This window comes from Streptomyces sp. BI87 (genome assembly GCF_025957665.1).
GTDB classification, from domain to species: Bacteria; Actinomycetota; Actinomycetes; order Streptomycetales; family Streptomycetaceae; genus Streptomyces; species Streptomyces albidoflavus.
Map to the genome: position 1 here is coordinate 5,908,909 of NZ_CP110079.1, position 26,180 is coordinate 5,935,088.

A 26,180-nucleotide genomic window follows, 5' to 3' on the forward strand; every position below is an offset into this window, starting at 1 on the left:
CGCGACCGCCACCGAACGGGAGCCCGCACCCATGGCCGTACCGCAGCCCGTCACCGACCCCGGTGACCCGCGCCTGCACGACTACACCGACCTCACCGACGTCGCGCTGCGCCGCCGCCGCGAACCGGCCGAGGGCCTCTTCATCGCCGAGGGCGAGAAGGTCATCCGCCGTGCCGTCGAGGCCGGTTACACGATGCGGTCGCTCCTCCTCTCCGAGAAGTGGCTCGACGTCATGGCCGACGTCATCGCGGCCGCCGACGCCCCGGTCCACCTGGTCACCCCCGACCTCGCCGAGCAGGTCACCGGCTACCACGTGCACCGGGGCGCCCTCGCGGCCATGGAGCGCAAGCCGCTGCCCGATCCCGCCGCACTCCTCACCACCGCCCGGCGCGTCGCCGTCCTGGAGGACATCGTCGACCACGCCAACGTGGGCGCCGCCTTCCGCAACGCGGCCGCGCTCGGCGTGGACGCCGTCCTGCTGAGCCCCCGCTGCGCGGACCCGCTGTACCGGCGCGCGGTGAAGGTCTCGATGGGCGCCGTCCTCCAACTGCCCTGGACCCGGCTCCCCGACTGGCCCGCCGACGCCGGACTCTTCGCCCGCCACGGCTTCCTCACCGCCGCCTTCTGCCTCGGCGACCGCTCCATCACCCTGGACGAACTGGCCGCCCGCCGCCCCGAGAAGCTGGCCCTGATGTTCGGCACCGAGGGCGACGGCCTCACCCCCGGCGCCCTCGCGGCGGCCGACACCTGGGTGCGCATTCCGATGGACGCCGGCATCGACTCCCTCAACGTCGCCGCCGCCTCGGCGGTCGCCTTCTACGCGACGCGGGGCTGAGCGCCGGCTGAACGGCTGAATCGCCCGGCAAGGACGCGCACGGCGTGTGGCTGGGCACGCCGCAGGGCGCCGGCAAGATCCTTCGCCTCCGCGTACGGCCCCTGGTTCGACCTCGTCGCACGAACGACGGAACGCCGCTCCGGCCCCGCCCCGCCAAGCGCGGGAACAGCGGGACCGGAGCGGCGTGCGCCGGCGGAGGCCGGGGTCAGAAGAGTGCCGGGGTCACGAGGCGGCCGCGCTGCCGGCCAGGGCGGCGTCCTCCCGCTGCTCCTCGGTGTCGGCCTGCGCGGCCTTGCCGGGCGCCCCCGCCCGGGGCACCTCCGCCGGGATGCCCTTGCCCTGCCGGGCGCGGTGCGCCAGCCAGAGGTCGGCCAGCAGGTTCAGAACCAGACCGGCGCCGCCCCAGGCCGCGATGGTCAGCAGGTTCCCGCCGAGGCCGGCGGAGTCGAAGTAGACCAGCGAGCGGGCGATGTCCACGGCGGCCGGCAGCGGCAGCACGTCCTGAAGGGTGCGGAAGATGTCCGGGACCATCGAGATCGGCAGTCCGCCGCCGGAGGCCGGGACCCCCAGCAGCATCAGCACGATCATGACCGGCACGATCGCCGCGAGGCCGATGGTCCGGGTGAAGGCGCCGGCGGCCAGGGCCACGCAGAAGATGGTGGCCGCGCCCGCGCCGATCAGCAGGCCGGCGTGCCCGTTCACCGCGCCGATCAGCACGTCGAAGAGGAACCAGAGCCACACCGCCATGCCCACGGCCCACCCCGCCAGCAGCGGCAGGAACTGCCGGAACCGGCGCAGCTCGGGGGCGCCGCCGCGCAGCACCGCCATGATCAGGAACCCGGCCATGATCCAGGACATCGCCACGTAGAGGCTGTTGGAGCCCATCGTGTCGTCCCCGGTCAGCGGCCGGACGTCCCGTGTCTCCAGCGCCATGTCCTGCTTCTCGGCGATCTGCTGGAAGACGCTCCGCAGAATCGTCTGCTGGCTGGCTCCGGCGGCCGAGGCGGTGAGCAGCTCGGCCCCGCCGCCCGGCGCGGTTGGCAGCACGTACGCGCCGGCCACCTCCTGGTCGGTCAGCTGCGCGGTGGCCTCCCGTACGGAGTCGGCGGGCCGCAGGTCGAACATGGCGCCGAGACTGGGCTCCAGCCCCGCGACGGCCTGCCGCGCCTGCTCTTCGGTGGCCCCCACCACGGCCACCGGCATGTCCCGTACCTCGGGCTTGTGCATCGAGGCGCCCATCAGCCCGACCACCGCGACCAGGATCGACAGCGGGAACAGGACGGCGGCGACGTACCGCGTACGCGGGGCCCGGACGGGGCCCCCGGCCAGCGCGGGCAGCGGCTCCCCGGGCCCGTCCGCGGCGGGGGCCGCCGGGATGGCGTGTCCGGAGCGGCGCTCCTTCAGCAGGCAGAGGGCCAGCGCGGCGATCGCCCACACCGCCAGCGTCAGCAGGTGGGAACCGAGGCCGCGCCCCTCGAAGTACAGCAGCGAGCGCAGCGCCTCGCCCGCCGCCGGGAGCGGCAGCACCCCGTGCAGGAACTGGAAGAAGCCCGGCATGGTGTGGATCGACAGCGACAGCCCCGAGGAGGGCATCCCGAAGACGACCCAGAGCAGCATGCCGAACAGCACGGCCAGCGGGCCGACCAGCTTGGTGAAGAGCAGCTGGGTCAGGGCGACGGCGCCGGTGGCCAGCACGCCGATGCCGAGGAACTCCAGGTAGTGCCCGTCGACGGCGCCGACCACCGGGCCCAGGATCGTCCAGATGACGGTGCTGGTGACGGCCGACCAGACGAGCGCGAGCGGGAGGAAGCGCCGCAGCCGCAGCAGGTACGGCAGGGACATCGTCATGAGGCTCAGCGGGACGTACCCGGCGAGCATCATGCCCATTCCGGCGAACAGCACCGCGGTGCCGGACATGTCGCCGTCGGCGAGCGGCGCGACGTCCTCGACCGCGGTCCGCCACTCGTTCTCCACCGCCAAGGGCGCGAGGACCTGCTGCACGGTGCTCGCCTGGGAGGCCCCCGCGGCGTTGGCCGTGTAGATCGTGGCCGTGCCACCGGCCTCGGCGGGCGGCAGCAGCGCCCCGGCCATCTCGCGGTCCTTCAGCAGGCCGACCGCCTCGTCCTCGGTGGCGACCAGCCGCGCGTCCACGGCGTCCCCGGGCGCGGCGTCCAGCCCCGCGACCAGCTGCTCGGCGGCGGGCCCCGCGCCCACCACGGCGACGGGCAGGTCGCGCGGGGCAGGCGCGTGCATCGTGCCGACGTAGGTCGCGTACATCATCGTCACCATCAGGAACGGCATGGCGAAGAGCGCGACGTACCGCGCGATCCGGGCCTTGCGGTCCTCCTGGGGCGGGCCCGCGGGTGCTTCTTCGACGGTTCCGCCGTCCGGCGGGGCGCTGGTGGACGGGTCCACGGACTGCTCCTAGCTGTGAGGGTTCGAGGAAGGGGGCGACGGGCCTGTCTCGCCACGCCGCACTGAGTGAGGGGCCGTCGGACCTGCCCACCATACGCCACCTGACTTAAAAACTTGGGATGGGCTAGGTTGGCCTCCGTCCCCACGCCCGTCAGGGCGTACGCCACCCGGGAGAACGCGACCACCGATGGCCAGATCAGACAGGTCCCGCACGGCGCTGCTCGACGCGGCGGAACGACTGTTCGCGGAGGCGGGGATCGCCCAGACCTCGGACCGCAAGATCGCCGAGGCGGCGGGCAACAGCAACCACTCGGCGGTCGGCTACTACTTCGGCGGCCGGGAGGGCCTGCTACGGGCTCTGCTGACCCGGCACATCACCGGCCTGGAACCGCGCCGCCAGGAGATGTCCGCGGCCTCCGCCTCACTCCTCGACGACGTCCGCGGCCTGGTCGTGCCCGCCACCGACGCCCTGGGCGCACTCGCCGCACAGGCGGGGGAGGGGAAGCCGACCTGGCGGGCCCGTTTCGTCCGCGCCGCCGTCCACGACCCCCAGGCGGCCGAGATCCTGCGCGGCCTGGGCGACGAGGCCCCCGCCGCCGCCCGCATCGTCCACGCGATCGTCGCCCGCCTCGACCACCTCCCGGCCCACATCGTCCGGGGACGCGCCGCCCTGATGACCCACATCATCACCTCGGCCTGCGCCGAACACGAGGAACAGGCCGCCCGCGACACCACCACCCCCCGCTGGCAGGCCACCGGCGACTTCCTCGCCGACGCCATCACCGGCATGCTCCAGGCCCCGGTCACCCAGACCCACCAGCCCCCTCACTGACCACCAGCCCCCACACTCAACCTGGCCAACCCCAGCCCGGCCGGTGTTTGAGGCCATCCTGAACCGCAGGTTGAGGGCCGAACCCCAGCCGAAACAAGCCCGGCCGGCGTTTGAGGCCATCGTGAACCGGCGCGATGGCACCGAACCCCAGCCACATGTCAGCCCGGCCGGCGCCTGAGGCCCGTCAGTGAGCCCGGCTCACGGAGAGCCCGCTCCCCCCACCCCGACCGAGGCAACCCGCCCCACGCCAGGGCCGGCCCCCTCGGCCGGCCCCTGGCACCCCTGCGCAGCAGCGATCCCCAACGCCACCATCAAGGTGACCACCACGAACACCACCAACCGCTGCCGCAACAGCCGAGAATTGGCAGGCCGCCGCCCAGTCCCGGTCCCCCGGGGAGCGGCCCCCCGCTGCCCGCCCCGAGGCCGCTGCCCGGGCCCGCGCGTCCCCCCGGTCCTCGGGTTCCCGCCCCGGGAGCTCCCCCCGGTCCGGGGCCGGGAGACGGAGTTCGGGTTCCGCGCCGACTCGGGCCCACTCCTCCCCGCCCCGGTCCGCGGCGCCTGCGCCCGCACTCCTTGCGCCCGCGCCCCCTGCGAGGGACGCGGCGTGGACCCGGAGTGCTGATGCCGCTGCGTACGCTGCCCCTCGGGCGGCACGGTCATCCGCCCGGTCGGCCGGTCCTGCTCCCCGCGCGGCCCGGGCGCCCGGGCGTCACTGGGCCCCTGCGCCTCACGCGCCGCGATCTCCTTGAGCCGCAGCGACAGCTCCAGCGTGCTGGGCCGCTGCTCGGGCACCTTGGCGAGGCAGGCCAGCAGCAGCGGCGCCAGCGCGTCCGGCACCCCGGAGAGGTGCGGTTCCTCGTGCACCACGCGGTAGAGCATCACCTCGGAGCTGCCGTGCCCGAAGGGCGAGTCGGCCGTCGCCGCGTACGCCAGCGTCGCCCCCAGCGAGAAGACGTCGGTGGCAGGGGTGACGGCGGCGCCGCGCACCTGCTCGGGCGCGAGGAACCCCGGCGAGCCGACGGCGGTCCCCACGTGGGTCAGCGTCGAGGCCCCCGTGGCCCAGGCGATGCCGAAGTCGATGATGCGGGGGCCCTTGGGGGAGAGCAGGATGTTGGACGGCTTCAGGTCCCGGTGGACCACCCCGGCCTCGTGGACCGCGACCAGCCCCTCGGAGAGCGCCGCCCCGACCGAGGCCACGTCGGCGGCGGAGAGCGGCCCCTCGTCGGCGACCTTGTCGTGCAGCGAGGGCCCCGGTACGTACTGGGTGGCGAACCACGGCCGGTCGGCGTCGAGATCGGCGGCGACCAGCCGCGCCGTGCAGCCGCCCCGGATGCGCCGGGCGGCGGAGACCTCGCGGGCGAACCGCGAGCGGAACTCCTGGTCCTCCGCCAGATCCGGGCGGATCACCTTCAGCGCCACCCGCTGGCCGCGCCGGTCGGAGCCCAGATAGACCACGCCCATCCCGCCCGCGCCGAGCCGCCGGTGAAGCCTGAACGAGCCGACGACACGCGGGTCCTCGCGTCGGAGCCGCATCATCGCCATGTCCATCTCCGCTGCCCGGTCCCTGTGACGAGCCACAGCTTACGGTTCCCCGGCCCCCGGCGCGCTCAGGCCGCGCCCTTGCTTGCGCATCGATTCTGCGTGCGGTAGACGCGAACTGAGCGCCGGTCACCAGCTGTTCAGCGGTTGCCTTGTTGACGCCGCGTCTGCTCCAACAGGCGTCGCGAAGCGACGCTCTGACGCCCCGTCGGGGGAGCGTGGCCGCAGCCCTCGTCCCGCTTCCCCGGCCTCGTTCCCCTCCTCGGCCGGACACCCTGGCGATCCCCGGGACCACGCTCCGTACCCCTCCACCGCCTCGCACGCGTGAGCGAAGTCACCACCCGCGCCGCCGTTCCCCTGGGGGAGATCCCGTACCTCCGGCCGGCGCCCTGCAACCACAGGAGTACGCCACCGGTCGCCCCGTCATCCTGCGGGAGGCCCGCACATCGGTACGCCGGCATGACGCCCCGGAGCCGCCCCGCGCATAGATTCATTGTCAGGCGGCGGACACGGGCTGCGCATCACGGCCCGGGTTTGCCGCCGTCCGGAACGAACAGGAGAGGGCCATGGCTGAAGCGCTGCGCACCCGAGGACGCCGGACACTGGCGGCGCTCCCCACGGTGCGCCCCTTCGGCCCGCCGCGCGGAGACCGGCGCCATCCGCTGGTCGCCACCGCGATGGTTCTTCCCCTGGCCGCCCTTCTCGTCGTCGTCTTCGGCGGCTGGGAAGCGGTGGTGGCACAGGCGTCGTCCGTAGGTGTGATGCTGGGGCGCTGACGCGCCCCGGTCCGGGAGAGCGGCCCGGGACCCCGTGGGGACGGGGGTACGACGGACGACAGGACGCCCGCGCGGTCAGCCGCGCGGGCGTCTTCGTGCTCCCGGACCGCGCCCCGGGTCTCCTGCACCGCACCTGCCGCCCCCGGCGGGCACGCCGCCCGGGAGCCAGGCAAGCTGACCCCATGCCATGCGAGGACCTGCACGCCGCCCTGGCCGACCACGCCGCCCGCCGAGCCCACCCCGTCGTCCCGCCCCAGCCCTGTGCCTGCCCCGTCCGCGTACTGGCCGACCGGCCGGACGGCACGGTGGTGCGCCACGGCCACCTCGTGGTGAAGGCCCACGCCCCGGACGCCGGGCCCGCCCTGCACGCCCGCCTCACCGCCGCCGCCTCGCCCGGCCTGGCGGGCATCGTGCTGCGCCCGCTGGCCGGCGCCCCCGTCGAGGCGTGTGGCCGCCTGCTGACCTGCTGGCCCTACGGCACCCCGGTCGACCCGGCGGCCCCCGGCGCCGCCCCCTGGGAGGAGACCGCCACCCTCCTCGCCCGCCTCCACCAGGCCCCGCCGTCGGTCCTCGGACAGGCCCCGCCCGCGGCCCGCGGCCCCGAGAAGGCGGAACGGGCCCTTGCCCGGCTGCGGAACTCCCCGCTGCGAGGCGCCGCCCGCAACGCCGTCCTCGCGGCGGGCGCCGCTGTCTCGGTACCACCGGCCCGCACCGGGTCGGCCGTCTGCCACGGCGACCTCCACCTCGGGCAACTGGTGCGCGACCCGGAACCGGGGCGCGGCTGGGTGCTGATCGACGTGGACGACATGGGCCTCGGCGACCCCGTGTGGGACCTGGCCCGCCCGGCGGCCTGGTTCGCCTGCGGCCTGATGGCCCCCGAGGACTGGGTGCGCTTCCTGACCGCGTACCGGGAGGCGGGCGGCGCGGCGGCCGGCCCGCCGGGGGAGGAGTGGCGCCAACTGGACGGCCCGGCCCGGGCCCTGACGGCCCAGATCGCGGCGCAGGCCCTGGTCAAGGCGGAGCAGGCCGCGCGGCCTCTGGACGAGGACGAGTCCGCCTTCGTGGACGCCTGCGCCAGGATGGCCCCGCTCCCGCACGGACCCGCCCTGGACGCCGCGACGTAGGGTGCCAGGGATCGCGCCGGGGCAGTATCCCGGCGCAGGTCCTGTCCACAGGCGAGGAGTTGAGCCGAACGATGCACTGTCCGAAGTGCCACGCCCCGATGCACACCTACAACCGCAACGGCGTCCAGATCGAGCAGTGCGGGGGATGCCGGGGGATATTCCTGGACTACGGGGAACTGGAGGCGCTGACCCGCCTGGAGTCCCAGTGGTCCCAGCAGGCCCCGCCGCCCGCCGCCCCGCCCGCGCCGCAGCCCCCGCACGGGCAGGCGTACCCGGCACCGCCCGCCCCGGCCTGGGGCGCCCCGCACCACGGCGGCCACCACTACGGCCGCCGTCGCGACCGCGGTTTCGGCCGCATGCTCTTCTCCTCCTGACCCCGCGCTTCCGGCCGCACCGGGCGGGCCCCACGTCAGAGGGTTCCGTCCGGTCCGGCCGGAGACGGGGGAGTAGGCGACGACGGAGCCCCCGGCCGCCTGAGGCGGCCGGGGGCTCCGGGTGGTGCGCGATACTGGGATTGAACCAGTGACCTCTTCCGTGTCAGGGAAGCGCTCTCCCGCTGAGCTAATCGCGCGGGACCGACCGCGACCGGAGACCGGCCGGAGTTCGGGGGGTGTGGTACTGCGTGCGCGATACTGGGATTGAACCAGTGACCTCTTCCGTGTCAGGGAAGCGCTCTCCCGCTGAGCTAATCGCGCGGGCGGAACCGTGAGGTTCCGAGTGGACGATACTGGGATTGAACCAGTGACCTCTTCCGTGTCAGGGAAGCGCTCTCCCGCTGAGCTAATCGTCCTTGGAGGTGGAGACGGGATTTGAACCCGTGTAGACGGCTTTGCAGGCCGTTGCCTCGCCTCTCGGCCACTCCACCACTGCGAGGGCTCGGGAAGATCCCCCACGTCGAGCGGACGACCAGGTTCGAACTGGCGACCTCAACCTTGGCAAGGTTGCGCTCTACCAACTGAGCTACGTCCGCTTGTCTTTCCCGGGGCGCTTGCGCGTCCCGGCGACGTGTTGAACTCTAGCGGATTCCTGGGCCAGCACAAAAACGCGTTTGCGCAGCGTGCTGCGGTGACCTCGGCGAGGGGCCGCCCGAGGCGGGCCGACCTAGACTCGCGCACGTGCACAACCCCGCTTCCCCTCTTCCCCCGCTGGCCCGTTTCGGCGAGCTGCTCGCCACCGGTCTGCGCGACGTCACCCATGATCCCGAGGCGCTCGGCTCGGAGGGCTTCTGGGCGGTCGTCGCCGATTTCGAAGGCGGCCTGACCTGCGCCCGCTTCGACGAGGTGCGCCGCGAGCCGGTCCCCGCCCCCCGCCCGGGGGCCTGGCGCGGGCCCGCCCCCGACGCCTGGGAGTCCTCGCTCGGGCACGGCGCGTACACGGAGGGGGTGCGGCGGATCAGGGCCGCCGTCGCGCGGGGCGAGGTGTACCAGGCCAATCTCTGCCGGGTGCTCTCCGCGCCGCTGCCGGAGGGCGGGGCCGCCGACGTCGACGCCCTCACCGCGCTGCTGGCCCGGGGCAACCCCGCCCCCTATGCGGGAACGGTTCGCCTGCCCGCGCACGGCATCGGGGTGGCCACCGCCTCCCCCGAGCTGTTCCTGCGCCGGCGCGGCTCGGTCGTGGAGTCGGGCCCGATCAAGGGGACCGGGGCCACCGAGGCGGACCTCCTGGAGAAGGACTACGCCGAGAACGTCATGATCGTCGACCTGGTCCGCAACGACCTGGGCCGCGTCGCCGCCACCGGCTCCGTCGAGGTCCCGGAGCTCTGTGTGGTCGAGAAGCACCCCGGTCTGGTCCACCTCGTCTCCACGGTCCGCGCCACCCTGGCGGCGGGCGCCGGCTGGCCCGGGCTGTTCGGCGCGGCCTTCCCGCCCGGCTCGGTCACGGGAGCGCCCAAGTCGAGTGCGCTGGGGATCATCCGCGCACTGGAACCCGTACCCCGGGGCCCGTACTGCGGGGCGGTCGGCTGGGTCGACGCCGACCGGGGCACGGCCGAGCTGGCGGTGGGTATCCGCACCTTCTGGACGGAACCGGGCGACGACGGCGGCGTGGTGCTCAAGTTCGGCACCGGCGCCGGTATCACCTGGGGGTCCGACCCCGAGCGGGAGTGGCGGGAGACCGAACTGAAGGCGTCCCGGCTGCTGGCGATAGCGTCTGAGGGACACGAGGCGAGTGGAGGAACCCTTACGTGAAGATCTGGCTCGACGGCGCCCTGCGGGACGCCGGTACCGCACAGGTGTCCGTCCTGGACCACGGGCTGACCGTCGGCGACGGCGTCTTCGAGACGCTCAAGGCCGTCGACGGCCGTGCGTTCGCGCTCACCCGCCACCTGGACCGCCTCGCCCGCTCGGCGCGCGGCCTCGGCCTGCCCGAACCCGACCTCGACGAGGTGCGCCGCGCCTGCGCCGCCGTCCTGGCGGCCGAACCGGTGCCGCTGGGCCGGCTGCGGATCACCTATACCGGGGGCCTCTCGCCGCTCGGCTCCGACCGCGGCGAGAACACCCCCACCCTCGTCGTCGCCCTCGGGGAGGCCCACCCGCGCCCCGAGACCACCGCCGTCGTCACCGTCGACTGGACCCGCAACGAACGGGGCGCGCTGGCCGGGCTCAAGACCACCTCGTACGCCGAGAACGTGGTCGCGCTCGCCCGCGCCCGCGAACAGGGCGCCACCGAGGCGCTGTTCGCCAACACCGTGGGCGCCCTTTGCGAGGGCACCGGCTCCAACGTCTTCGTCGTCCTCGACGGTGAACTCCACACCCCGCCAGTCTCCTCCGGCTGCCTCGCCGGGATCACCCGCGCCCTGACCGCCGAGTGGACCGGGGCGCGCGAGACCGAACTGCCGATGGACGTCCTGGAACGGGCCGACGAGGTCTTCCTGACCTCCTCCCTCCGCGACGTGCAGGGTGTCCACCGCGTCGACGGCCGTACCCTGGCCGCCGCACCCGGACCGGTCACCGCCAAGGCCATCCGGATCTTCGCCGAGCGGTCCGCCGCCGACATCGACCCCTGAGCCCGTCCGAAACGGTGGTGACAGGCCCCGCCCGGCGGGGGTAGAACCAGACCGATGACCACCACCCTGCGGCCCGCGGCGCCGCTTCAGCGCGAGCCGGACGGCACGGTCCGCCCCCGGCCGTACGACATCTGCGTCAACGGGCGGCCGGCGGGGAGCCTCAGCGTCGGCACCGCTCCCGGAATGGGGCCCACCGTCGGTCTCCTGGACGGCCTCACCGTCCAGGAGACCGACCGGGGCCGGGGCAGGGCGACGGTGGCGGTGCTCGCCGCCGAGGAGGTGCTGCGCGGCTGGGGCTGCACGCTGGCCCGCTGCACGGTGCCCGCCGACGCCGGCCCCGCGCTGCGTCTGGCCACGGCCCTCGGCTGGACCGAGGGCGGCCGGAACATGGTCAAGACCCTGCCGCCCGCCCCGCCCCCGCTCCCGGCCGGCGTCACCGCGCGCCCCATGACCGAGGAGGAGTACGCGCGGTGGGAGACGGTCTCACGCGAGGCGTACGCCCAGGAGTGGGCGGCCCGGGGGCTGCCCGAGGAGCAGGCCCGCGCCAGGTCCGAGGCCAGCTACCGCGACAACCTCCCCCAGGGCCTCGCCACCCCCGGCGTCTCCTTCGGCGTGGTGGAGGCGGACGGAGCGCCCGCCGGGCACGTCTGGGTCTCCTCCGGTCAGGCCGAGCCGGGCGTACCCGGCGCCTACGTCTTCGACGTCGAGGTCCGCCCGGAGTTCCGGGGCCGGGGGCTCGGGCGGGCGCTCATGCTGCTCGCCGAGCGCACCGCCCTCGGCGCGGGCGACGGCGTCATCGGGCTGCACGTCTTCGCGGACAACACCCCGGCCCGGCGGCTCTACGACTCCCTCGGCTACACCACGACCCGGCTGCACTGGTCCAAGCCGCTGTGAGCCGGCTCGGGGCGCGGGTCAGCCCGCCAGCAGCCGGTCGGCGATCTCCTCGATCCGGGCCCGCAGCCCCTCCTGGCTCTTGCCGCCGTCCAGCCGCTCCCCGCCGATCACGTAGGTCGGCGTGCCGGTGACCTTGAGCGCCTTGCCCTCGGCCTGGTCGGCGTCGACGATCAGGATGTGCCGCCCGTCGACCAGCGCGGTGTCGAACTCCTCCGCGTCCAGTCCGAGCTCCCCGGCGATCTCGACCAGCAGCGGCTCGCCCGCGCGGTCCAGCTCCACGACCCGGTCCAGCACCGCGCGTACGTACTCCCACCCCTTGCCCTGCACCAGCGCCTCCTCGGCGGCCTGGGCGGCGGCGAAGGCGTGCCGGTGCTTCTCCAGCGGAAAGTGGCGCAGGCGGATGTCCAGGCGGTCGCCGTAGCGCTCGCGCAGGGCGTCGAGGTCGCCGAGGGCGGTGTGGCAGTCGGGGCACTGCAGCTCGCACCAGACGTCGAGGACGACGGGGGAGGAGGGAGAGGAGTCGTTCATGGCCGACAGTCTTCCAGCCGGTCACCGGCCCGCCGAATCCGGCGGTGGCCCCGTCCCCGGGAGGAGGGCGTCCCGGAGTTCTCCCGGAGATCGGGCCGGCCCCGCCACGGGGCGTGGCCATTCGCACCCCGGTCGGTGCAGGATGGAAGGAGCCCCACTCACCTGCCTGGAGGACCGGATGCTTGCCGAGACCGTGTGTTCAGCCGTGGCCGCGGCCGGCCTGGGCATCGCCGCCGTGACCGCCTACCGCAAGCGGTTCCTCACCGCGACGCGGATCGCCGCCTACGCCCTGGTCCCCGCCGGACTCGTCCTGACCGGCGCGGTCGCCTGGGTCGCCAGGACCGCCTTCAGCCCGAGCGCCTGGGCCGGATTCGGGGTCCTCGGGCTCGCCTGGGTGCTCTTCATGACGACCCGGACCATCGAGCGCCGCCGGGGGACCCGCAAGGAGCGGGCGGCCGCGGCGCCGGAGGCGGTCACGGGCTCCGCGCGCCCCGCCGTCGGCGGCAGCACCGGCGCGGGGAAGGCGGCCCAGGCCCCCGCCGCCGGGAAGAAGCAGTCCGGCGGGGACGACGACTTCTCCGACATCGAGGCCATCCTCAAGAAGCACGGCATCTGAGGGACGCACGCGCGCGCGAGGCCGTTCCCACCGCACGCCCGGAGGGGGCGTACGCCCCCGGGCGTGCGGCTTATTCGCGCGCGCCTTGGCGCGCACGTGGCGCGCTCACGGGAACCGGTGAACCTGGCGCCTCGTCCCTGGTGGACGGCGGTCCGGGGGGCTCTGGGCGGGTCATGATCTCCGCGAGATGCTCGACACCACACCGCCCGAACACGCCCCCGCACGCCCCGACGCCGAGCGCCGCGGCTGCCTCTTCGCCCTCTCCCAGCCGCCCCTGATGATCTTCCTTCTGGTGATCGGCTGCCTGCTGATGCTGGGGGCGGTGCATGACCTGTTCCTGTTGTGAGCCGGGCGGGCGCCCCCTCGCTCAGCCCGCGGCCTCCCGGCGCCGCGCCCGGTACGCGGCCACGTGCAGCCGGTTGCCGCAGGTGCGGCCGGAGCAGTAGCGCCGCGAGCGGTTGCGGGAGAGGTCCACGAAGGCGTTGGCGCAGTCCGGCGCCTCGCACCGGCGCAGCCGCTCGCACTCCCCGGCGACCACGAAGAACGCCAGCGCCATCCCGCCGTCGGCCGCGAGGTGGTCGGCGACCGAGGCGCCCGGCGCGAAGTAGTGCACGTGCCAGTCGAAGCCGTCGTGGTCGGTGAGCCGGGGCGTGGTCCCGGCCGCCGCCACCAGTTCGTTGATCACCCGGGCCGCGTCCCCCAGGCTCCCGGCGGCGAAGACCGCCTCGAAGCGCTCGCGCACCCGGTGCACGGCGGCCAGGTCGGCCTCGCCGAGCTGCCCCACGTCGCTCACCCCGTGCGCGTCGACGAAGGTACGCAGCGCGCTCACGTCGCCCAGTCCGTCGGGGCGGCCGTCGCCCGGGGCGGTGTTCACCAGGCCGACCACGGCGTCCAGCGCACATCGGGTGTCGTGAGTGATCAGCACGGGCCGCTCCCTGGCCTGGAGGTCGGGCCGGTGCCCGCCGGTGCTGGCCGATGGTAGACGAGCCGTCCGGCGGCTGCCGGGGATAGGGCGGCGCACGGCCGCTTCGGGACGCACGAGAGCCGCCTCCCGCGCTGGACGCGCGGTGGCGGCACTCGTACTCCGTGAGCGGTTGTCGTACCCCGGGCCGCCTCCCCGAGTCGGGCGGCCGGGCGGAGCTGGCGCGCTGCCCGGGAGGGTCAGCTCTCGGCCAGGATGTGCGACAGCTCCGTGTCGAGATCGAAGTGACGGTGCTCGGTGCCCGGGGGCACCGCCGCGTCCGTGCGCTTCAGGAAGGATTCCAGCGCCCGCGCCGGGGCTTCGAGCAGAGCCTCACCTTCGGGGGAACTCAGGGCGATGCAGACGACGCCCTGACCGTGGCTGCGGGACGGCCAGACTCGGACGTCGCCGGTGCCGGTGGGCCGGTGCAGGCCCTCGGCGAGGAGATCGCGGGCGAACACCCACTCGACCGTCTCCTCGGCTCCGGTGTGGAAGGTGGCGTGCACGGCATAGGGATCGGCCGTGTCATACCGCAGTCCTGCGGGAACAGGCAGTGAGGACTCGCTCGACACAACGAGGCGCAGGTGCAGCTCGCAGCTGACCGTGGTGTTCATAAGCGCCAGGGCCTTTCGCTCAGTGTGCGCTCGGGGATTCGCACGTCGGCGAAATCGACATGCCACCTACGGTGCCGTTGTAAACCCCTCTGGGCATTTTGCGAAGGTTGAGATACCTCGTACGGCCGAGTATTCGGTACGGGTGCGGTCATTCCGGCGAGGTGTGCGCGTCAGGTACGTTTGTCCTCATGAATACGGGGAGTGACGACGCCGGTTCCACCGCGGTGGCGGAGGACGAGGCGAAGAAGAAGCCCGAGCGACGGCTCGGGTCGCGGGCGCCGCAGTTCATCCGGCGCAGCCGGACCCTGCACCTGAGCTGGCAGGTCGGCGTCTTCGTGGTGGGCCTGGCCGTCGTGGTGGCGGGGGTGCTGATGCTGGCCCTGCCCGGGCCGGGATGGCTGGTGATCTTCGCCGGCATGGCCATCTGGTCCACGGAGTTCGTCTGGGCGCAACTGGTGCTGCGCTGGACGCGCCGGAAGGTCACCGAGGCGGCCCAGCGGGCGCTCGACCCGAAGGTCCGCCGCCGGAACCTCATCCTGACCTCGGTCGCCGTGGTGATCGGCGCCGCGCTCTGCGCCCTGTACCTGTGGCGCTTCGGGCTGACGATGCCCTGGAACATCACCTGGTGATCGCCTGGTGGGCCCGGCCGGCGCCGGCCGTCCGGCCGGTGCGCGCGGGGGTGTCGGGGGCACCCGCTGACATGCGGTAATGTTCTCTCTGCGCCCGGGCGATTAGCTCAGTGGGAGAGCGCTTCGTTCACACCGAAGAGGTCACTGGTTCGAACCCAGTATCGCCCACCCCGGGACTGCGGCCCGAAGGCTTCCGGCCTTCGGGCCGCAGCCGTGTGCGGAGCCGGGCGCGCCCGCCGCCGGTGTGACGCCGGGTGACCGGGGGAGCGGTGCGGGCATCCGCGGGAAATGCCCGGAATAAAGGTTCTGTCGCTATGTATGGCGCACGCCACGCGGATCGTCCGGGTGACGCTTCATCAGTTCCGGACGGGCGTCGGGAATTCCCGTACCGGAATGCGTTCCGCCCTTTCCTGTTTTTCGTACTCCCCGTTTTTCTGCCCCTAATGCGGAATGCGCCCCGCCGGACGGGTGGCTGACGGGGTATTTGTCGACTTGCCGTCAGAATGCATGGCGGGCGTGGCCGTCCGGGCGGGCGGGCAGCCTTGCGGCATGGACCTGAACCACTACCGCTTCCACAGCCGCTGGGAGCTGCCGGCCGCCCCCGACGCCGTCTACCGGGTGCTGGAGGACGTCCCCGGATACCCCCACTGGTGGCGCGAGGTCCGAGAGGTGCGCCGCACCAGCGAGACGGAGGGCGTGCTGCGCTTCCGCTCCCTGCTCCCGTACGACCTGCGGGTCACCGCCCGCGTCCGCAGCCAGGACCCGGACGCCCGGCTGATCGAGGCGGCTCTCGGCGGCGACCTGGTGGGGACGCTGGTGTGGCGGGTCGGCGCCGTCCCGGGCGGTGCGCGGGTCGACTTCGACCAGGACGTCCGGGTCACCTCACGGGTGATGCGGCTGCTGGCCGTGCCCGGGCGTCCCTTCTTCCGTGCCAACCACGCCCTGATGATGCGGTCCGGGCGCGCGGGGCTCGCCCGGCTGCTCGCGGCCGCGAAGCCGGTTTGAACGGCGGGCCCCGGGGCCTGTATGGTTCAGTCCGTTCCCGGGCGATTAGCTCAGTGGGAGAGCGCTTCGTTCACACCGAAGAGGTCACTGGTTCGAACCCAGTATCGCCCACCCCGGGAGAGCCGGTCCGTCGTCGACGGACCGGCTCTTCGTTGTCCGGGTGGCTGTCGCGGGCCCGTTCAGACGGCCGCCGCCGCCCGAGGGCGCAGTGGCCACGTCGTGTCGGCCCGCTCCCGCGCCGGACGCGCGGCTCCGCCGCGTACCTGCGCGGCGTGCCAGTCCTCCTGGAGCGCGTGGAGTTCGCCCGGGGTCAGTCGTTGCAGCCGGGGCGCGAAGACCCGCGCCAGCGCCCGCACCACCTCGATCGCCGTCCGCGCCTCCTCCGCCGCGTCGTGCGGGGGCGGCGCCGGTACGCCGTACCGGACGCAGAGGGCGTCCAGCCGGCGCGAGCCCTTGCGGTACCGGTCCAGGTGGGTGTCGAGGACGCGCGGGTCCAGCACGCTCAGCGGCACCCCGGCGAGGTAGGCGCCGAGCGAGGAGGCGCGGTGGCGCCGCAGTTCGCGGTCGAGCAGGGTCAGTGCCGCCGGGGCGTCGTCGACCACCAGCGGCCGGCCGGCCGCCGCGTGCGCGGCCAGCGAGCGGCCGATCTCCTCCATCACCGGCGCCGGCCACCGGCCCGTACGCTCCACCTGATCCCGCGTCAGGCCGTGCCGCGCGGCCTCCTCCTCGGTCACCGTCACCCCCGGGCTGACCAGCCAGCGCAGCACCCTCGGGCGTGCCCCCGCCAGGTCCTGGACGACGACGGCGGCCGTCACCAGCCGGTCCTCCTCGGCGTCGGGGCCGGTCGCCCCGAGGCGCAGTGCGGCCAACGGGCCCTCGTACCAGTGCGTCATGACGAACCAGCTCCTCCCACCCGCGCGGACGGCTTCCCGCCCGGGAGGTGATACCCGTCCGCCCGCACCGGTACGCGGCGCCCGGGCGGCTCAGCCGGTCAGCGGACGGTGCGCCCACAGGTCGCGCAGGGTGCCGATCTCCGCGCCGTGGTGGACGATCTCGCGGGTGATGTGCAGGACCAGCGCGCCCATCGGCGCCTCGGCGAACGGGCCCTCGGACGGGCCGCAGGGCCGCTCCAGCCCCTCCTGGCCGAGGGCCCGCACCCCGGCGGTCCACTCCGCGTACCGGGTGTCGAGCTGGCGCAGCGCCTCCTCGGCGGTCCCGGCGTAGGCGAAGCTGCCGTAGTCGGTCTCCGGGCCGCCGAAGTGGGCGGCGAGGCGGGTGCCGAGGACACCGACGACGAGGTGGCCCAGCCGCCAGGAGATGGTGGTGACCGGCGGCGGGGCCGGCTCGGGGAAGGCGTAGTCGATCGTCCAGTCGCCGGAGCCGGCCGCCGAGGGCCACGGGCTGGTCCCCGCCGGACGGATGTTCCAGCACCCCTCGACCGGTTCCCAGAAGTACTCGGCGTCGGTGAGCCCGGCGAGGCGGGGGCGGAGCAGGTGGGTCCAGTACCAGTCGAGCTGATCGGTGAGGAGGCCGTTCCAGTCCGTAGTCATGCGGGCACGGTAGGCGGCCCGAAGGCTCCGGGCGAGCGGACGCGTCGGCGGAACCCTTTCGCGTCGGCCCTCCCCGGCTCGGTACCATCGGCCCCGTGCGTGCACGCCAGATCCGGCGCACGCTCCCCACCTCAGTCAGGAGAGACCGGTGTCAGACGTCCGTGTGATCATCCAACGCGATTCCGAGCGGGAAGAACGTGTGGTGACGACGGGCACTACGGCCGCCGACCTCTTCGCCGGCGAGCGCACCGTGATCGCCGCCCGGGTGGACGGTGAGCTGAAGGACCTCGCGTACGTCCCGGGCGACGGCGAGAGCGTCGAGCCCGTCGACATCTCTTCCGAGGACGGCCTCAACATCCTGCGCCACTCCACCGCGCACGTGATGGCCCAGGCCGTGCAGGAGCTCTTCCCCGAGGCCAAGCTCGGCATCGGCCCGCCGGTCAAGGGCGGCTTCTACTACGACTTCGACGTCGCGGAGCCCTTCACCCCCGAGGACCTCAAGCGCGTCGAGAAGAAGATGCAGGAGATCCAGAAGCGCGGCCAGCGCTTCTCCCGCCGGGTCACCACCGACGAGGACGCCCGCGTCGAGCTGGCCGACGAGCCGTACAAGCTGGAGCTGATCGGCCTCAAGGGCAACGCGGCCCAGGCCGCCGACGGCGCCGACGCGGAGGTGGGCGGCGGTGAGCTGACCATCTACGACAACCTCGACGCCAAGACCGGCGAGCTGTGCTGGAAGGACCTCTGCCGAGGCCCCCACCTGCCCACCACCCGGAACATCCCCGCCTTCAAGCTGATGCGTTCGGCCGCCGCCTACTGGCGCGGCAGCGAGAAGAACCCGCAGCTCCAGCGGATCTACGGCACCGCCTGGCCCTCCAAGGAGGAGCTGAAGGCGCACCTGGAGTTCCTCGCCGAGGCCGAGAAGCGCGACCACCGCAAGCTCGGCACCGAGCTGGACCTCTTCTCCTTCCCCGACGAGCTCGGCCCCGGCCTCGCCGTCTTCCACCCCAAGGGCGGGGTGGTCCGCAAGGAGATGGAGAACTACTCCCGCAGGCGCCACGAGGACGCCGGGTACGAGTTCGTCAACACCCCGCACATCTCGAAGGAGCAGCTCTTCGAGACCTCGGGGCACCTGCCGAACTACGCCGAGGGCATGTTCCCGCCCATCGAGTTCGACGGGCAGAACTACCGCCTCAAGGCGATGAACTGCCCCATGCACAACCTGATCTTCAAGGGCCGGGGCCGCTCCTACCGCGAACTGCCGCTGCGCCTCTTCGAGTTCGGCACGGTCTACCGGTACGAGAAGTCCGGTGTGGTGCACGGCCTGACCCGCTCGCGCGGCTTCACCCAGGACGACTCGCACATCTACTGCACCAAGGAGCAGATGCCCGAGGAGCTGGACTCCCTGCTCACCTTCGTGCTGGACCTGCTGCGGGACTACGGGCTCAACCAGTTCGAGCTGGAGCTGTCCACCCGCGACCCCGAGTCGGACAAGTTCATCGGTGAGGACGCCGAGTGGGAGGAGGCCACCGAGGCGCTCCGCCAGGCGGCCGAGAAGCAGGGCCTCCCGCTCGTCCCCGACCCGGGCGGCGCCGCGTACTACGGGCCGAAGATCTCCGTGCAGGCCAGGGACGCCATCGGCCGCTCCTGGCAGATGTCGACCATCCAGGTCGACTTCCAGCAGCCGAAGCGGTTCGGCCTGGAGTACACGGCGGCGGACGGCTCGCGCCAGCAGCCGGTCATGATCCACCGGGCGCTCTTCGGCTCCATCGAGCGGTTCTTCGCGGTCCTGCTGGAGCACTACGCGGGCGCGTTCCCGGCGTGGCTCGCCCCCGTCCAGGCGGTCGGCATCCCGATCGGCGACGCGCACGTCTCCTACCTCCAGGAGTTCGCCGCCGACGCCAAGGCGCGCGGGCTGCGGGTGGAGGTCGACTCCTCCTCCGACCGGATGCAGAAGAAGATCCGCAACCACCAGAAGGCCAAGGTGCCGTTCATGATCATCGTCGGTGACGAGGACATGAACGCCGGCACCGTCTCCTTCCGGTACCGCGACGGCTCGCAGGAGAACGGCATCCCCCGCGAGGACGCCCTCGCCAAGCTCCAGGACGTGGTGGAGCGGCGCGTCCAGGTCTGAGACGCGGGTACGTGACCACGGCCGGCCCCCGGCGAGCGCTCAGCTCGCCGGGGGCCGGTCCGTTCGTTCGCCCTCCTCGGCGAAGGCCTGGAGCAGCCAGGAGGCGAACGAGCCGGTCACCGCGCCGAGCAGGGCGAGGCCGCCGCCCATCAGCACCACCAGGACGAGGCGGCCGAGGAAGGTGACCGGGACCGCGTCGCCGTAGCCGATGGTGGCCAGGGTGGAGCAGACGCACCAGACCGCGTCGCCGAAGCTCTGGATCGTCGAGCCCTCGGCCGAGCGTTCCGTCGCGTAGACGGTGAGGGCGCCCGCGAAGCCGATCAGTGCCGTCGAGAGGCCGGCGTAGCTCATCACCCGCGCGTACAGGTTCAGGCGGGGCCGGCGCTGTCTGCGGCGGATCGCCTCGTAGACGGGGACCACCCGCAGCGGGCGCAGGAGCGGCAGCAGCAGGACCGCGGTGGACAGACCGTGGCGCGCCCAGAAAAGCGCTCCTTCGCCGCTGAGCCGCCAGCGCACCGCGTAGTCGATCCCGAAGAGCAGCCAGCAGCCCAGCAGCAGCGCCAGGCAGAGGTCGTGGACGTACTGCGGCAGGCCGTGCCCCAGCACGCGCGCGGCGTACGCGCCGAGGAAGACCAGGGAGGCGGCGGCGAGCGGCAGCTCCGTGCGGTGCTCCCAGCGGTGCAGGCGCCGCTGGTCGGGGGCGGGACGGGTGCGCATGGGCCCCAGCATCGCGGCCCGGGCACGGCCACCGCCCCGGCGACACGCGCCCGGCGGCCGAGGTCATATGCTGCAAGGCATGACGACTGAGCCGGAGCAGCAGTTCGGAGTGGGGACGCCCGACGCGTTCCAGCGCCTGTGGACGCCCCACCGGATGGCGTACATCCAGGGGGAGAACAAGCCGACCGGGCCCGGTGCCCAGGACGGCTGTCCGTTCTGTGTGGTCCCGGCCAAATCCGACGAGGACGGGCTGATCGTCCGGCGCGGCGCGCACGCCTACGCGGTGCTCAACCTCTACCCGTACAACGGCGGCCACCTCCTCGTGGTGCCCTACCGGCACGTCGCCGACTACACCGAGCTGGACGCCGCCGAGACGGCCGAGGTCGCGGAGCTGACCAAGCAGGCGATGACGGCGCTGCGCTCCGCCTCCGGCGCGCACGGCTTCAACATCGGGCTCAACCAGGGGTCGGCCGCGGGCGCGGGCATCGCCGCCCATCTCCACCAGCACATCGTGCCCCGGTGGGGCGGGGACACCAACTTCATGCCGGTCATCGGCGACACCAAGGTGCTGCCCCAGCTCCTCGGCGACACCCGGGCGATGCTCGCCGCCGCCTGGCCCGAGGCCGACGGTTCCGAGCTGACCGACACCGACGCGGGCTGACGGACGGGGCCGGGCGCCGCCCTCGGGCGAGCGCCCGGCCCCGGTCCGTTCAGGCGTCGTACAGGTCGGCCTTCTTCGGAGCCGCGTCCTGGACGGCGCCGCTCAGGCCCGCCGCGCGGCCCGCGAAGCGGCTGGTGTCCACGCCGTTCTCCTCCAGGACCCGCAGCGCGGCCTTGTGCACCACCCGCAGCACCGGCGCCGCCGTGCGCAGCGCGTCGTCGGCCATGAAGCGATTGGCCCACGGCCGTCCGGCCCACACGTGCCGCAGCCCGAAGGGCTCCGGCAGGGCCAGCTTCCCGCCGAGGAAGTCGAGGACCGGCGGGTACGGGGTGAGCGGGGCGCGGACCAGCAGCCGCACCACCTCGGTCGCGTCGACCAGCGGCAGCTTGTGGGTCTTGGTCTCCCAGAACTTGATCGGCTTCGCCGTGGTCCGCTCGCGCGCCGCGGGGCCGCCGCTGAACAGGCCGTGCACCGGGCCCAGCGCGTGGCCGGTGACCTCGATGCGCAGCGTGTGGTGGAGCACCGTCACCGTGATCAGCATGGTCAGCACCAGCTGGCCGTCCCAGAGCACGAACTGCACGCCGAGATAGTGCCGGTTGCCGTTGCTGAACTGCTGCTCGTTGCAGATCCGCTGGATCTCGTGCGGCTTGACCTGGTACGCCTCGACCGTCTCGCCCTCGGGGCGCGAGACACCGCCCGCGTTCTCCCCGACCGGGGAGACGATCCAGTGCTTCACCGAGGGCTTGGGGAAGCCGCCGGTGTGCAGCGGGCCGCGCTCCAGCATCTGGAGCTGGTCGTGGATGGCCCGGATCACGTCCCAGGAACGAAACGGGTTGATCTCCTTGCCCGCCTCCGTCGGCTCCAGGTCCTCCGCCAGCTGCCAGCTGCCCCACCGGGTGCCCATGCCGAGGATGCCCTTGGGACCGGCGTAGAAGACCGAGTTGCTCTGCTGCTCGGCGGCGAGCTTGGCGAGGCTGACCCGCAGCTGCTCGGCGGCGGCGTCGTCCGGGTTGGCCGGGACCGCCTCGGGGATCTTCGCGCCGGAGCCGCCGCCCGCCAGCAGACTGCTCCAGTGGGCCCGCAGGTCCTGCGCGGTCCGCTCCGCGAGCTGCTTGGCCACGAACCAGCCGAGCACCGGGCCGACGATGCAGCCGCGGATGTACCAGGGCAGGATGCCCTCGGTCGGCAGCCCGATCAGCAGCACCACCGAGGCGATGCCGCCCACCAGCATCAGCAGCGTGCCGAGCAGGTCGGCGCCCTTGGCCACCCACTTGCCCGACATCGCCCGCAGCTGGAAGGCGAGCACCCACAGGGCCGCGCCGGGCAGGAAGAGCACCCCGCAGATCAGCGCGACCAGGGTCAGCCGCCGGTCGCGCTGCTTGCGCAGCCGGGTCGCCGCAAGGCAGTGCTCGACCACCACCTGCGGCTCCATGCCGAACGCCTGGATCAGCGGCGCCCGCCCGGCGCCCAGCATCCGCACCACGACGGCCTGCGAGAACGCCTCACCGAGCAGCGGCGCGAAGATCTTCAGCTTGCCCGGCTTCACCGTCGTCTTGTGCCACTCGCCGTCCGCCTCGGTGATCTTGTCCAGCGGGTCGTCGCGGTACGCCACCGAGGCCAGGGCATGGGTGGCGGCCGTGCCGCCCGCGCCCCCGGTGACGGGGATCTGCGCCCCGGGGCTGAAATCGAAGAAGTCGTCCGCCATGCCGCCCCCATCGCCGCGCTGCCGGAGCGCTGTCGCCGCCTCGTCGCCTTGCCGGACCCGACTGCCGCGCCCGGCCTTCCTGCTGATCCGCAGTCAGGGTATCGGGGCGCGGGGGCGCGCGGCAGGGGACAGGGAAGGTCGTGGGGGAGCGCGCCCGCCGCCGGGCCGTCCGCGCGGGTGGGCGGGGCGCGTCGGCCCGGGTGCCCCGACGGCGGGGCGGCGTGCGCGTGACTACGATGGGCCAGCCGATGCCCGGCCCGGACACCGGCCCCCACCGACCCTCGGGAAGGCCATGCTGAACAAGTACGCGCGAGCGTTCTTCACGCGCGTCCTCACACCGTTCGCCGCGTTTCTGCTCCGCCGCGGGGTCAGCCCCGACGCGGTCACCCTCGTCGGGACCGCCGGAGTGGTGGCGGGGGCGCTGGTCTTCTTCCCCCGGGGGGAGTTCTTCTGGGGCACCATCGTCATCACCCTCTTCGTCTTCTCCGACCTGGTCGACGGCAACATGGCCCGCCAGGCCGGGATCTCCAGCCGCTGGGGCGCGTTCCTCGACTCGACCCTCGACCGGGTCGCCGACGGCGCGATCTTCGGCGGCTTCGCGCTCTGGTACGCGGGCAACGGCGACGACAACGTGCTGTGCGCGGTCGCCCTCTTCTGCCTCGCTGCCGGACAGGTCGTCTCCTACACCAAGGCGCGCGGCGAGGCCATCGGCCTGCCGGTCGCGGTCAACGGCCTGGTGGAGCGCGCCGAGCGGCTGGTCATCTCGCTGGTCGCGGCGGGCCTCGCGGGCCTGCACGGCTTCGGCGTCCCCGGCATCCAGGTGCTGCTGCCGATCGCCCTGTGGCTGGTCGCCGTGGGCAGCCTGGTCACGCTGGTCCAGCGGGTGGTCACGGTCCGCCGCGAGGCGATCGAGGCCGACGGCCCGGCGGGCCAGGGGGCCGCCTCGTGAACGAACGGCTCTCCGACGCGCTCTACGGCCTCGGCTGGAGCACCGTCAAGAAGCTGCCCGAGCCGGTCGCCGCCCGCCTCGGGCAGACCCTCGCCGACACCGTCTGGAAGCGGCGCGGCAAGGGCGTCCTGCGGCTGGAGGCCAACCTCGCCCGGGTCGTCCCCGACGCGGGCCCCGAGCGGCTCGCGGAGCTGTCCCGGGCCGGGATGCGCTCGTACCTGCGGTACTGGATGGAGTCCTTCCGGCTGCCGGCCTGGAGCGAGCAGCGCATCAAGGAGGGGTTCGAGCCGGAGGGCCTGCACCACCTCACCGACGGCCTCGCCGCCGGCAAGGGCGTCATACTCGCCCTGCCCCACCTCGGGAACTGGGACCTGGCCGGCGCCTGGGTCACCCGCAACCTCGGGGTGCCCTTCACCACCGTCGCCGAGCGGCTCAAGCCCGAGACCCTCTACGACCGGTTCGTCGCCTACCGCGAGGGGCTGGGCATGGAGGTGCTGCCGCACACCGGCGGCTCCGCCTTCGGCACCCTCGCCCGCCGGCTGCGCGCCGGCGGCCTCGTCTGCCTCGTCGCCGACCGCGACCTGTCCGCCTCCGGCGTCGAGGTGAAGTTCTTCGGCGACACCGCCCGGATGCCCGCGGGCCCGGCGATACTCGCCCAGCAGACCGGCGCCCTGCTGCTGCCCGTCACCCTCTGGTTCGACGCCACCCCCGTCATGAAGGGCCGCGTCCACCCGCCCGTCGAGGTGCCCGAGGCAGGTACCCGGGCCGAGAAGACGTCCCTCATGACACAGGCCCTCGCGGACGCCTTCGCCGAGGGCATCGCCGACCACCCCGAGGACTGGCACATGCTCCAGCGCCTCTGGCTGGCCGACCTGGAACCCCGGGAGCAGTCTTGAGGATCGGCATCGTCTGCCCGTACGCCTGGGACGTCCCCGGCGGCGTCCAGTTCCACATCCGCGACCTGGCCGAGCACCTGATCCGCCTCGGCCACGAGGTTTCCGTCCTCGCCCCGTCCGACGACGAGACACCGCTGCCGCCGTACGTGGTCTCCGCCGGACGCGCCGTCCCGGTGCCCTACAACGGCTCCGTCGCCCGGCTGAACTTCGGCTTCCTCTCCGCCGCCCGGGTCCGCCGCTGGCTCCACGACGGCACCTTCGACGTCATCCACATCCACGAACCCGCCTCGCCCTCGCTCGGCCTGCTGAGCTGCTGGGCCGCCTCCGGGCCGATCGTGGCCACCTTCCACACCTCCAACCCGCGCTCCCGGGCGATGATCGCCGCGTACCCGATCCTCCAGCCCGCGCTGGAGAAGATCAGCGCGCGCATCGCGGTCAGCGAGTACGCCCGGCGCACGCTGGTGGAGCACCTGGGCGGGGACGCGGTGGTCATCCCCAACGGGGTCGACGTCGACTTCTTCGCCCGGGCCGAGCCCCGGCCCGAGTGGCAGGGCTCCACCCTCGGCTTCATCGGCCGCATCGACGAGCCCCGCAAGGGCCTGCCCGTCCTCATGAAGGCGCTGCCCGCCATCCTCGCCGCCCACCCCGGGGCCCGGCTGCTGGTCGCCGGGCGGGGGGACGAGGAGGAGGCCGTCACCGGGCTCCCCGCCGAACTGCGCGAGCGGGTCGAGTTCCTCGGCATGATCAGCGACGAGGACAAGGCGCGGCTGCTGCGCAGCGTCGACGTGTACGTGGCGCCCAACACCGGCGGCGAGAGCTTCGGGATCATCCTGGTCGAGGCGATGTCGGCCGGCGCCCCGGTCCTCGCCAGCGACCTGGACGCCTTCGCGCAGGTCCTCGACCACGGCACGGCCGGCGAGATGTTCACCAACGAGGACGCCGAGGCGCTGGCCGAGGGCGCGATCCGGCTGCTCGGCGACCCCGGGCGCCGCGAGCGGCTCAGCGAGCACGGCTCCCGCCACGTCAAGCGGTTCGACTGGTCCACCGTCGGCGCCGACATCCTCGCCGTCTACGAGACCGTCACCGACGGCGCCGCCTCGGTCGCCACCGACGAACGCGTGGGCCTCCGCGCCCGCCTGGGCTTCGCCCGCGACTGAGCCGCCCACCTGAGGGCTTCCGCCCGGGGGCGTCACCCCGGCCGCCCCCGGCCGCGTAGCCTTGCCGCCCGTGACCTCCACACTGATCTGGATCGCGGTGGCGCTGCTCGCCATCGGTGTCTACCTGAGCTGGACCGCCGGCCGCCTCGACCGGCTGCACGCCCGCATCGACGCCGCCCGCGCGGCCCTCGACGCCCAACTCCTGCGCCGCGCCTCGGTCGCCCAGGAACTCGCCACCGCGGGGGTCCTGGACCCCGCCGCCTCCATCGTGCTCTACGAGGCCGCGCACGCCGCCCGGCAGGCCGACGAGGAGGCCCGCGAGGTGGCCGAGAGCGAGCTGAGCCAGGCCCTGCGCGCCGTTTTCGGCGACGTCTCGCAGGTCGACGCGGTCCGTCAGGCGCCCGGCGGCACCGAGACCGCCGACGAACTGGCCGCCGCCGTACGCCGGGTGCCGATGGCCCGCCGCTTCCACAACGACGCCGTCCGTGCCGCCCGCGCGCTGCGCCGCCACCGCACGGTCCGCTGGCTGCGGCTGGCCGGCCACGCGCCGTTCCCGCTCGCCTTCGAGATGGACGACGAGCCGCCGGCGGCGCTGGCCGACCGCTGAGCAGGGGCAGCCGGGAGGGGGCGCGGGCCAGAACG

General features: G+C 73.7%; 27 protein-coding genes and 7 tRNA genes. 20 read left to right on the top strand and 14 right to left on the bottom strand.

The window, feature by feature from the left end; translation table 11 throughout:
* The first annotated feature begins 31 nt into the window (after positions 1-31).
* On the top strand, positions 32-835 hold the full coding sequence (locus tag OIM89_RS26370) for a TrmH family RNA methyltransferase (protein WP_030695486.1): 804 nt from the start codon (positions 32-34) through the stop codon (positions 833-835).
* 222 nt (positions 836-1,057) lie between these two features.
* Here the strand turns inward: OIM89_RS26370 and OIM89_RS26375 are convergent, their stop codons facing one another.
* Positions 1,058-3,250, bottom strand: a complete 2,193-nt coding sequence (locus OIM89_RS26375; RefSeq protein ID WP_030695485.1) for an ABC transporter permease — start codon at positions 3,248-3,250, stop codon at positions 1,058-1,060.
* A gap of 187 nt (positions 3,251-3,437) precedes the next feature.
* Here OIM89_RS26375 and OIM89_RS26380 point away from each other — a divergent pair, with 187 nt between their 5' ends.
* Entirely contained in the window at positions 3,438-4,082 is a 645-nt protein-coding gene (locus OIM89_RS26380) for a TetR/AcrR family transcriptional regulator (protein WP_047469588.1), read from the top strand.
* A gap of 198 nt (positions 4,083-4,280) precedes the next feature.
* On the opposite strand, the gene OIM89_RS26385 is transcribed toward OIM89_RS26380, so the two are convergent.
* On the bottom strand, positions 4,281-5,630 hold the full coding sequence (locus OIM89_RS26385) for a protein kinase domain-containing protein (RefSeq protein WP_226965607.1): 1,350 nt from the start codon (positions 5,628-5,630) through the stop codon (positions 4,281-4,283).
* Positions 5,631-6,187: 557 nt separating this feature from the next.
* On the opposite strand from OIM89_RS26385, the gene OIM89_RS26390 reads away from it, so the two are divergent.
* The 3 genes from OIM89_RS26390 to OIM89_RS26400 all read left to right on the top strand — a co-directional run bounded on the left by OIM89_RS26390 (position 6,188) and on the right by OIM89_RS26400 (position 7,895).
* Positions 6,188-6,397 (top strand): hypothetical protein, encoded by a 210-nt coding sequence (locus OIM89_RS26390; protein WP_030695482.1) that lies wholly within the window; start codon positions 6,188-6,190, stop codon positions 6,395-6,397.
* Positions 6,398-6,579: 182 nt separating this feature from the next.
* Complete coding sequence (locus OIM89_RS26395) at positions 6,580-7,521, top strand: phosphotransferase family protein (RefSeq protein ID WP_030695481.1); 942 nt, start codon at positions 6,580-6,582, stop codon at positions 7,519-7,521.
* A 71-nt stretch (positions 7,522-7,592) separates the two neighbouring features.
* Complete coding sequence (locus OIM89_RS26400; RefSeq protein ID WP_030695480.1) at positions 7,593-7,895, top strand: zf-TFIIB domain-containing protein; 303 nt, start codon at positions 7,593-7,595, stop codon at positions 7,893-7,895.
* A gap of 122 nt (positions 7,896-8,017) precedes the next feature.
* Here OIM89_RS26400 and OIM89_RS26405 read toward each other — a convergent pair.
* The 5 genes from OIM89_RS26405 to OIM89_RS26425 all read right to left on the bottom strand — a co-directional run bounded on the left by OIM89_RS26405 (position 8,018) and on the right by OIM89_RS26425 (position 8,491).
* Positions 8,018-8,092: transfer RNA gene (locus tag OIM89_RS26405), tRNA-Val, on the bottom strand.
* A gap of 52 nt (positions 8,093-8,144) precedes the next feature.
* A tRNA-Val gene (locus tag OIM89_RS26410) sits at positions 8,145-8,216 on the bottom strand.
* 23 nt (positions 8,217-8,239) lie between these two features.
* A tRNA-Val gene (locus OIM89_RS26415) sits at positions 8,240-8,311 on the bottom strand.
* A 1-nt stretch (position 8,312) separates the two neighbouring features.
* Positions 8,313-8,386, bottom strand: a tRNA-Cys gene (locus OIM89_RS26420).
* 32 nt (positions 8,387-8,418) lie between these two features.
* Positions 8,419-8,491: transfer RNA gene (locus OIM89_RS26425), tRNA-Gly, on the bottom strand.
* Positions 8,492-8,636: 145 nt separating this feature from the next.
* On the opposite strand from OIM89_RS26425, the gene OIM89_RS26430 reads away from it, so the two are divergent.
* The 3 genes from OIM89_RS26430 to OIM89_RS26440 are packed head-to-tail and all read left to right on the top strand — an operon-like array spanning position 8,637 to position 11,419.
* The gene (locus OIM89_RS26430; protein ID WP_030695479.1) at positions 8,637-9,707 is read left to right on the top strand and encodes a chorismate-binding protein; all 1,071 of its coding nucleotides are present in this window, start codon (positions 8,637-8,639) and stop codon (positions 9,705-9,707) included.
* Positions 9,704-10,525, top strand: coding sequence for an aminotransferase class IV (locus OIM89_RS26435; RefSeq protein ID WP_030695478.1), 822 nt, complete (start codon positions 9,704-9,706; stop codon positions 10,523-10,525). The genes OIM89_RS26430 and OIM89_RS26435 overlap by 4 nt, the downstream gene beginning before the upstream one ends.
* Positions 10,526-10,579: 54 nt before the next feature.
* Entirely contained in the window at positions 10,580-11,419 is an 840-nt protein-coding gene (locus OIM89_RS26440) for a GNAT family N-acetyltransferase (RefSeq protein ID WP_030695477.1), read from the top strand.
* A gap of 18 nt (positions 11,420-11,437) precedes the next feature.
* Here OIM89_RS26440 and OIM89_RS26445 read toward each other — a convergent pair whose 3' ends face one another.
* Positions 11,438-11,947 carry a DsbA family protein gene (locus OIM89_RS26445; RefSeq protein ID WP_030695476.1) on the bottom strand — a complete coding sequence of 170 codons (510 nt, stop codon included), beginning with the start codon at positions 11,945-11,947 and terminating at the stop codon, positions 11,438-11,440.
* Positions 11,948-12,125: 178 nt separating this feature from the next.
* Here OIM89_RS26445 and OIM89_RS26450 point away from each other — a divergent pair, with 178 nt between their 5' ends.
* A complete protein-coding gene (locus OIM89_RS26450; protein WP_030695475.1) occupies positions 12,126-12,563 on the top strand; it encodes a hypothetical protein in 438 nt (145 codons plus the stop codon).
* Between the two features lie 187 nt (positions 12,564-12,750).
* Positions 12,751-12,909, top strand: a complete 159-nt coding sequence (locus OIM89_RS26455) for a hypothetical protein (protein ID WP_023420323.1) — start codon at positions 12,751-12,753, stop codon at positions 12,907-12,909.
* Positions 12,910-12,930: 21 nt separating this feature from the next.
* On the opposite strand, the gene OIM89_RS26460 is transcribed toward OIM89_RS26455, so the two are convergent.
* Positions 12,931-13,488: a CGNR zinc finger domain-containing protein gene (locus OIM89_RS26460; protein ID WP_030695474.1), complete on the bottom strand. Its 558-nt coding sequence runs from the start codon at positions 13,486-13,488 to the stop codon at positions 12,931-12,933.
* 236 nt (positions 13,489-13,724) lie between these two features.
* Complete coding sequence (locus OIM89_RS26465) at positions 13,725-14,138, bottom strand: SsgA family sporulation/cell division regulator (RefSeq protein ID WP_003959770.1); 414 nt, start codon at positions 14,136-14,138, stop codon at positions 13,725-13,727.
* Positions 14,139-14,326: 188 nt separating this feature from the next.
* Between OIM89_RS26465 and OIM89_RS26470 the strand changes: the two genes are divergently transcribed.
* The 4 genes from OIM89_RS26470 to OIM89_RS26485 all read left to right on the top strand — a co-directional run bounded on the left by OIM89_RS26470 (position 14,327) and on the right by OIM89_RS26485 (position 15,883).
* Positions 14,327-14,767 (top strand): TIGR02611 family protein, encoded by a 441-nt coding sequence (locus OIM89_RS26470; protein ID WP_030695473.1) that lies wholly within the window; start codon positions 14,327-14,329, stop codon positions 14,765-14,767.
* A 96-nt stretch (positions 14,768-14,863) separates the two neighbouring features.
* Positions 14,864-14,935: transfer RNA gene (locus tag OIM89_RS26475), tRNA-Val, on the top strand.
* Positions 14,936-15,316: 381 nt separating this feature from the next.
* Complete coding sequence (locus tag OIM89_RS26480; RefSeq protein ID WP_175458459.1) at positions 15,317-15,772, top strand: SRPBCC family protein; 456 nt, start codon at positions 15,317-15,319, stop codon at positions 15,770-15,772.
* Between the two features lie 39 nt (positions 15,773-15,811).
* Positions 15,812-15,883, top strand: a tRNA-Val gene (locus tag OIM89_RS26485).
* 68 nt (positions 15,884-15,951) lie between these two features.
* Here OIM89_RS26485 and OIM89_RS26490 read toward each other — a convergent pair.
* Positions 15,952-16,665, bottom strand: a complete 714-nt coding sequence (locus OIM89_RS26490; protein WP_030695471.1) for a hypothetical protein — start codon at positions 16,663-16,665, stop codon at positions 15,952-15,954.
* Between the two features lie 90 nt (positions 16,666-16,755).
* The gene (locus OIM89_RS26495) at positions 16,756-17,322 is read right to left on the bottom strand and encodes a DinB family protein (protein ID WP_030695470.1); all 567 of its coding nucleotides are present in this window, start codon (positions 17,320-17,322) and stop codon (positions 16,756-16,758) included.
* 163 nt (positions 17,323-17,485) lie between these two features.
* On the opposite strand from OIM89_RS26495, the gene thrS reads away from it, so the two are divergent.
* Positions 17,486-19,453 (top strand): threonine--tRNA ligase, encoded by a 1,968-nt coding sequence (thrS, locus tag OIM89_RS26500; RefSeq protein WP_175458463.1) that lies wholly within the window; start codon positions 17,486-17,488, stop codon positions 19,451-19,453.
* Between the two features lie 39 nt (positions 19,454-19,492).
* Here the strand turns inward: thrS and OIM89_RS26505 are convergent, their stop codons facing one another.
* The gene (locus OIM89_RS26505) at positions 19,493-20,170 is read right to left on the bottom strand and encodes a potassium channel family protein (protein ID WP_030695468.1); all 678 of its coding nucleotides are present in this window, start codon (positions 20,168-20,170) and stop codon (positions 19,493-19,495) included.
* A 67-nt stretch (positions 20,171-20,237) separates the two neighbouring features.
* Here OIM89_RS26505 and OIM89_RS26510 point away from each other — a divergent pair, with 67 nt between their 5' ends.
* Positions 20,238-20,831, top strand: coding sequence for an HIT family protein (locus OIM89_RS26510; RefSeq protein ID WP_030695467.1), 594 nt, complete (start codon positions 20,238-20,240; stop codon positions 20,829-20,831).
* A gap of 49 nt (positions 20,832-20,880) precedes the next feature.
* On the opposite strand, the gene OIM89_RS26515 is transcribed toward OIM89_RS26510, so the two are convergent.
* Positions 20,881-22,536 carry a hypothetical protein gene (locus OIM89_RS26515; protein ID WP_226965034.1) on the bottom strand — a complete coding sequence of 552 codons (1,656 nt, stop codon included), beginning with the start codon at positions 22,534-22,536 and terminating at the stop codon, positions 20,881-20,883.
* A gap of 292 nt (positions 22,537-22,828) precedes the next feature.
* Between OIM89_RS26515 and pgsA the strand changes: the two genes are divergently transcribed.
* The 4 genes from pgsA to OIM89_RS26535 all read left to right on the top strand — a co-directional run bounded on the left by pgsA (position 22,829) and on the right by OIM89_RS26535 (position 26,145).
* Complete coding sequence (gene pgsA, locus OIM89_RS26520; RefSeq protein ID WP_030695465.1) at positions 22,829-23,485, top strand: phosphatidylinositol phosphate synthase; 657 nt, start codon at positions 22,829-22,831, stop codon at positions 23,483-23,485.
* Positions 23,482-24,381, top strand: coding sequence for a phosphatidylinositol mannoside acyltransferase (locus OIM89_RS26525; protein WP_030695464.1), 900 nt, complete (start codon positions 23,482-23,484; stop codon positions 24,379-24,381). The genes pgsA and OIM89_RS26525 overlap by 4 nt, the downstream gene beginning before the upstream one ends.
* Positions 24,378-25,538 carry a glycosyltransferase family 4 protein gene (locus OIM89_RS26530; protein ID WP_175458461.1) on the top strand — a complete coding sequence of 387 codons (1,161 nt, stop codon included), beginning with the start codon at positions 24,378-24,380 and terminating at the stop codon, positions 25,536-25,538. Before OIM89_RS26525 ends, OIM89_RS26530 begins: the two co-directional genes overlap by 4 nt.
* A 70-nt stretch (positions 25,539-25,608) precedes the next feature.
* On the top strand, positions 25,609-26,145 hold the full coding sequence (locus OIM89_RS26535; RefSeq protein WP_030695462.1) for a membrane protein: 537 nt from the start codon (positions 25,609-25,611) through the stop codon (positions 26,143-26,145).
* The last annotated feature ends 35 nt before the right edge of the window (positions 26,146-26,180 follow it).

Bases quoted from the DNA above. Each gene is read 5' to 3' on its own strand.
- OIM89_RS26370 (WP_030695486.1), top strand. From the start codon at position 32: ATGGCCGTACCGCAGCCCGTCACCGACCCCGGTGACCCGCGCCTGCAC.
- OIM89_RS26380 (WP_047469588.1), top strand. From the start codon at position 3,438: ATGGCCAGATCAGACAGGTCCCGCACGGCGCTGCTCGACGCGGCGGAA.
- OIM89_RS26385 (WP_226965607.1), bottom strand. From the start codon at position 5,630: ATGGACATGGCGATGATGCGGCTCCGACGCGAGGACCCGCGTGTCGTC.
- OIM89_RS26390 (WP_030695482.1), top strand. From the start codon at position 6,188: ATGGCTGAAGCGCTGCGCACCCGAGGACGCCGGACACTGGCGGCGCTC.
- OIM89_RS26395 (WP_030695481.1), top strand. From the start codon at position 6,580: ATGCCATGCGAGGACCTGCACGCCGCCCTGGCCGACCACGCCGCCCGC.
- OIM89_RS26400 (WP_030695480.1), top strand. From the start codon at position 7,593: ATGCACTGTCCGAAGTGCCACGCCCCGATGCACACCTACAACCGCAAC.
- OIM89_RS26440 (WP_030695477.1), top strand. From the start codon at position 10,580: ATGACCACCACCCTGCGGCCCGCGGCGCCGCTTCAGCGCGAGCCGGAC.
- OIM89_RS26445 (WP_030695476.1), bottom strand. From the start codon at position 11,947: ATGAACGACTCCTCTCCCTCCTCCCCCGTCGTCCTCGACGTCTGGTGC.
- OIM89_RS26450 (WP_030695475.1), top strand. From the start codon at position 12,126: ATGCTTGCCGAGACCGTGTGTTCAGCCGTGGCCGCGGCCGGCCTGGGC.
- OIM89_RS26455 (WP_023420323.1), top strand. From the start codon at position 12,751: ATGCTCGACACCACACCGCCCGAACACGCCCCCGCACGCCCCGACGCC.
- OIM89_RS26465 (WP_003959770.1), bottom strand. From the start codon at position 14,138: ATGAACACCACGGTCAGCTGCGAGCTGCACCTGCGCCTCGTTGTGTCG.
- OIM89_RS26470 (WP_030695473.1), top strand. From the start codon at position 14,327: ATGAATACGGGGAGTGACGACGCCGGTTCCACCGCGGTGGCGGAGGAC.
- OIM89_RS26480 (WP_175458459.1), top strand. From the start codon at position 15,317: ATGGACCTGAACCACTACCGCTTCCACAGCCGCTGGGAGCTGCCGGCC.
- OIM89_RS26490 (WP_030695471.1), bottom strand. From the start codon at position 16,665: ATGACGCACTGGTACGAGGGCCCGTTGGCCGCACTGCGCCTCGGGGCG.
- OIM89_RS26495 (WP_030695470.1), bottom strand. From the start codon at position 17,322: ATGACTACGGACTGGAACGGCCTCCTCACCGATCAGCTCGACTGGTAC.
- OIM89_RS26505 (WP_030695468.1), bottom strand. From the start codon at position 20,170: ATGCGCACCCGTCCCGCCCCCGACCAGCGGCGCCTGCACCGCTGGGAG.
- OIM89_RS26510 (WP_030695467.1), top strand. From the start codon at position 20,238: ATGCTGCAAGGCATGACGACTGAGCCGGAGCAGCAGTTCGGAGTGGGG.
- OIM89_RS26515 (WP_226965034.1), bottom strand. From the start codon at position 22,536: ATGGCGGACGACTTCTTCGATTTCAGCCCCGGGGCGCAGATCCCCGTC.
- pgsA (WP_030695465.1), top strand. From the start codon at position 22,829: ATGCTGAACAAGTACGCGCGAGCGTTCTTCACGCGCGTCCTCACACCG.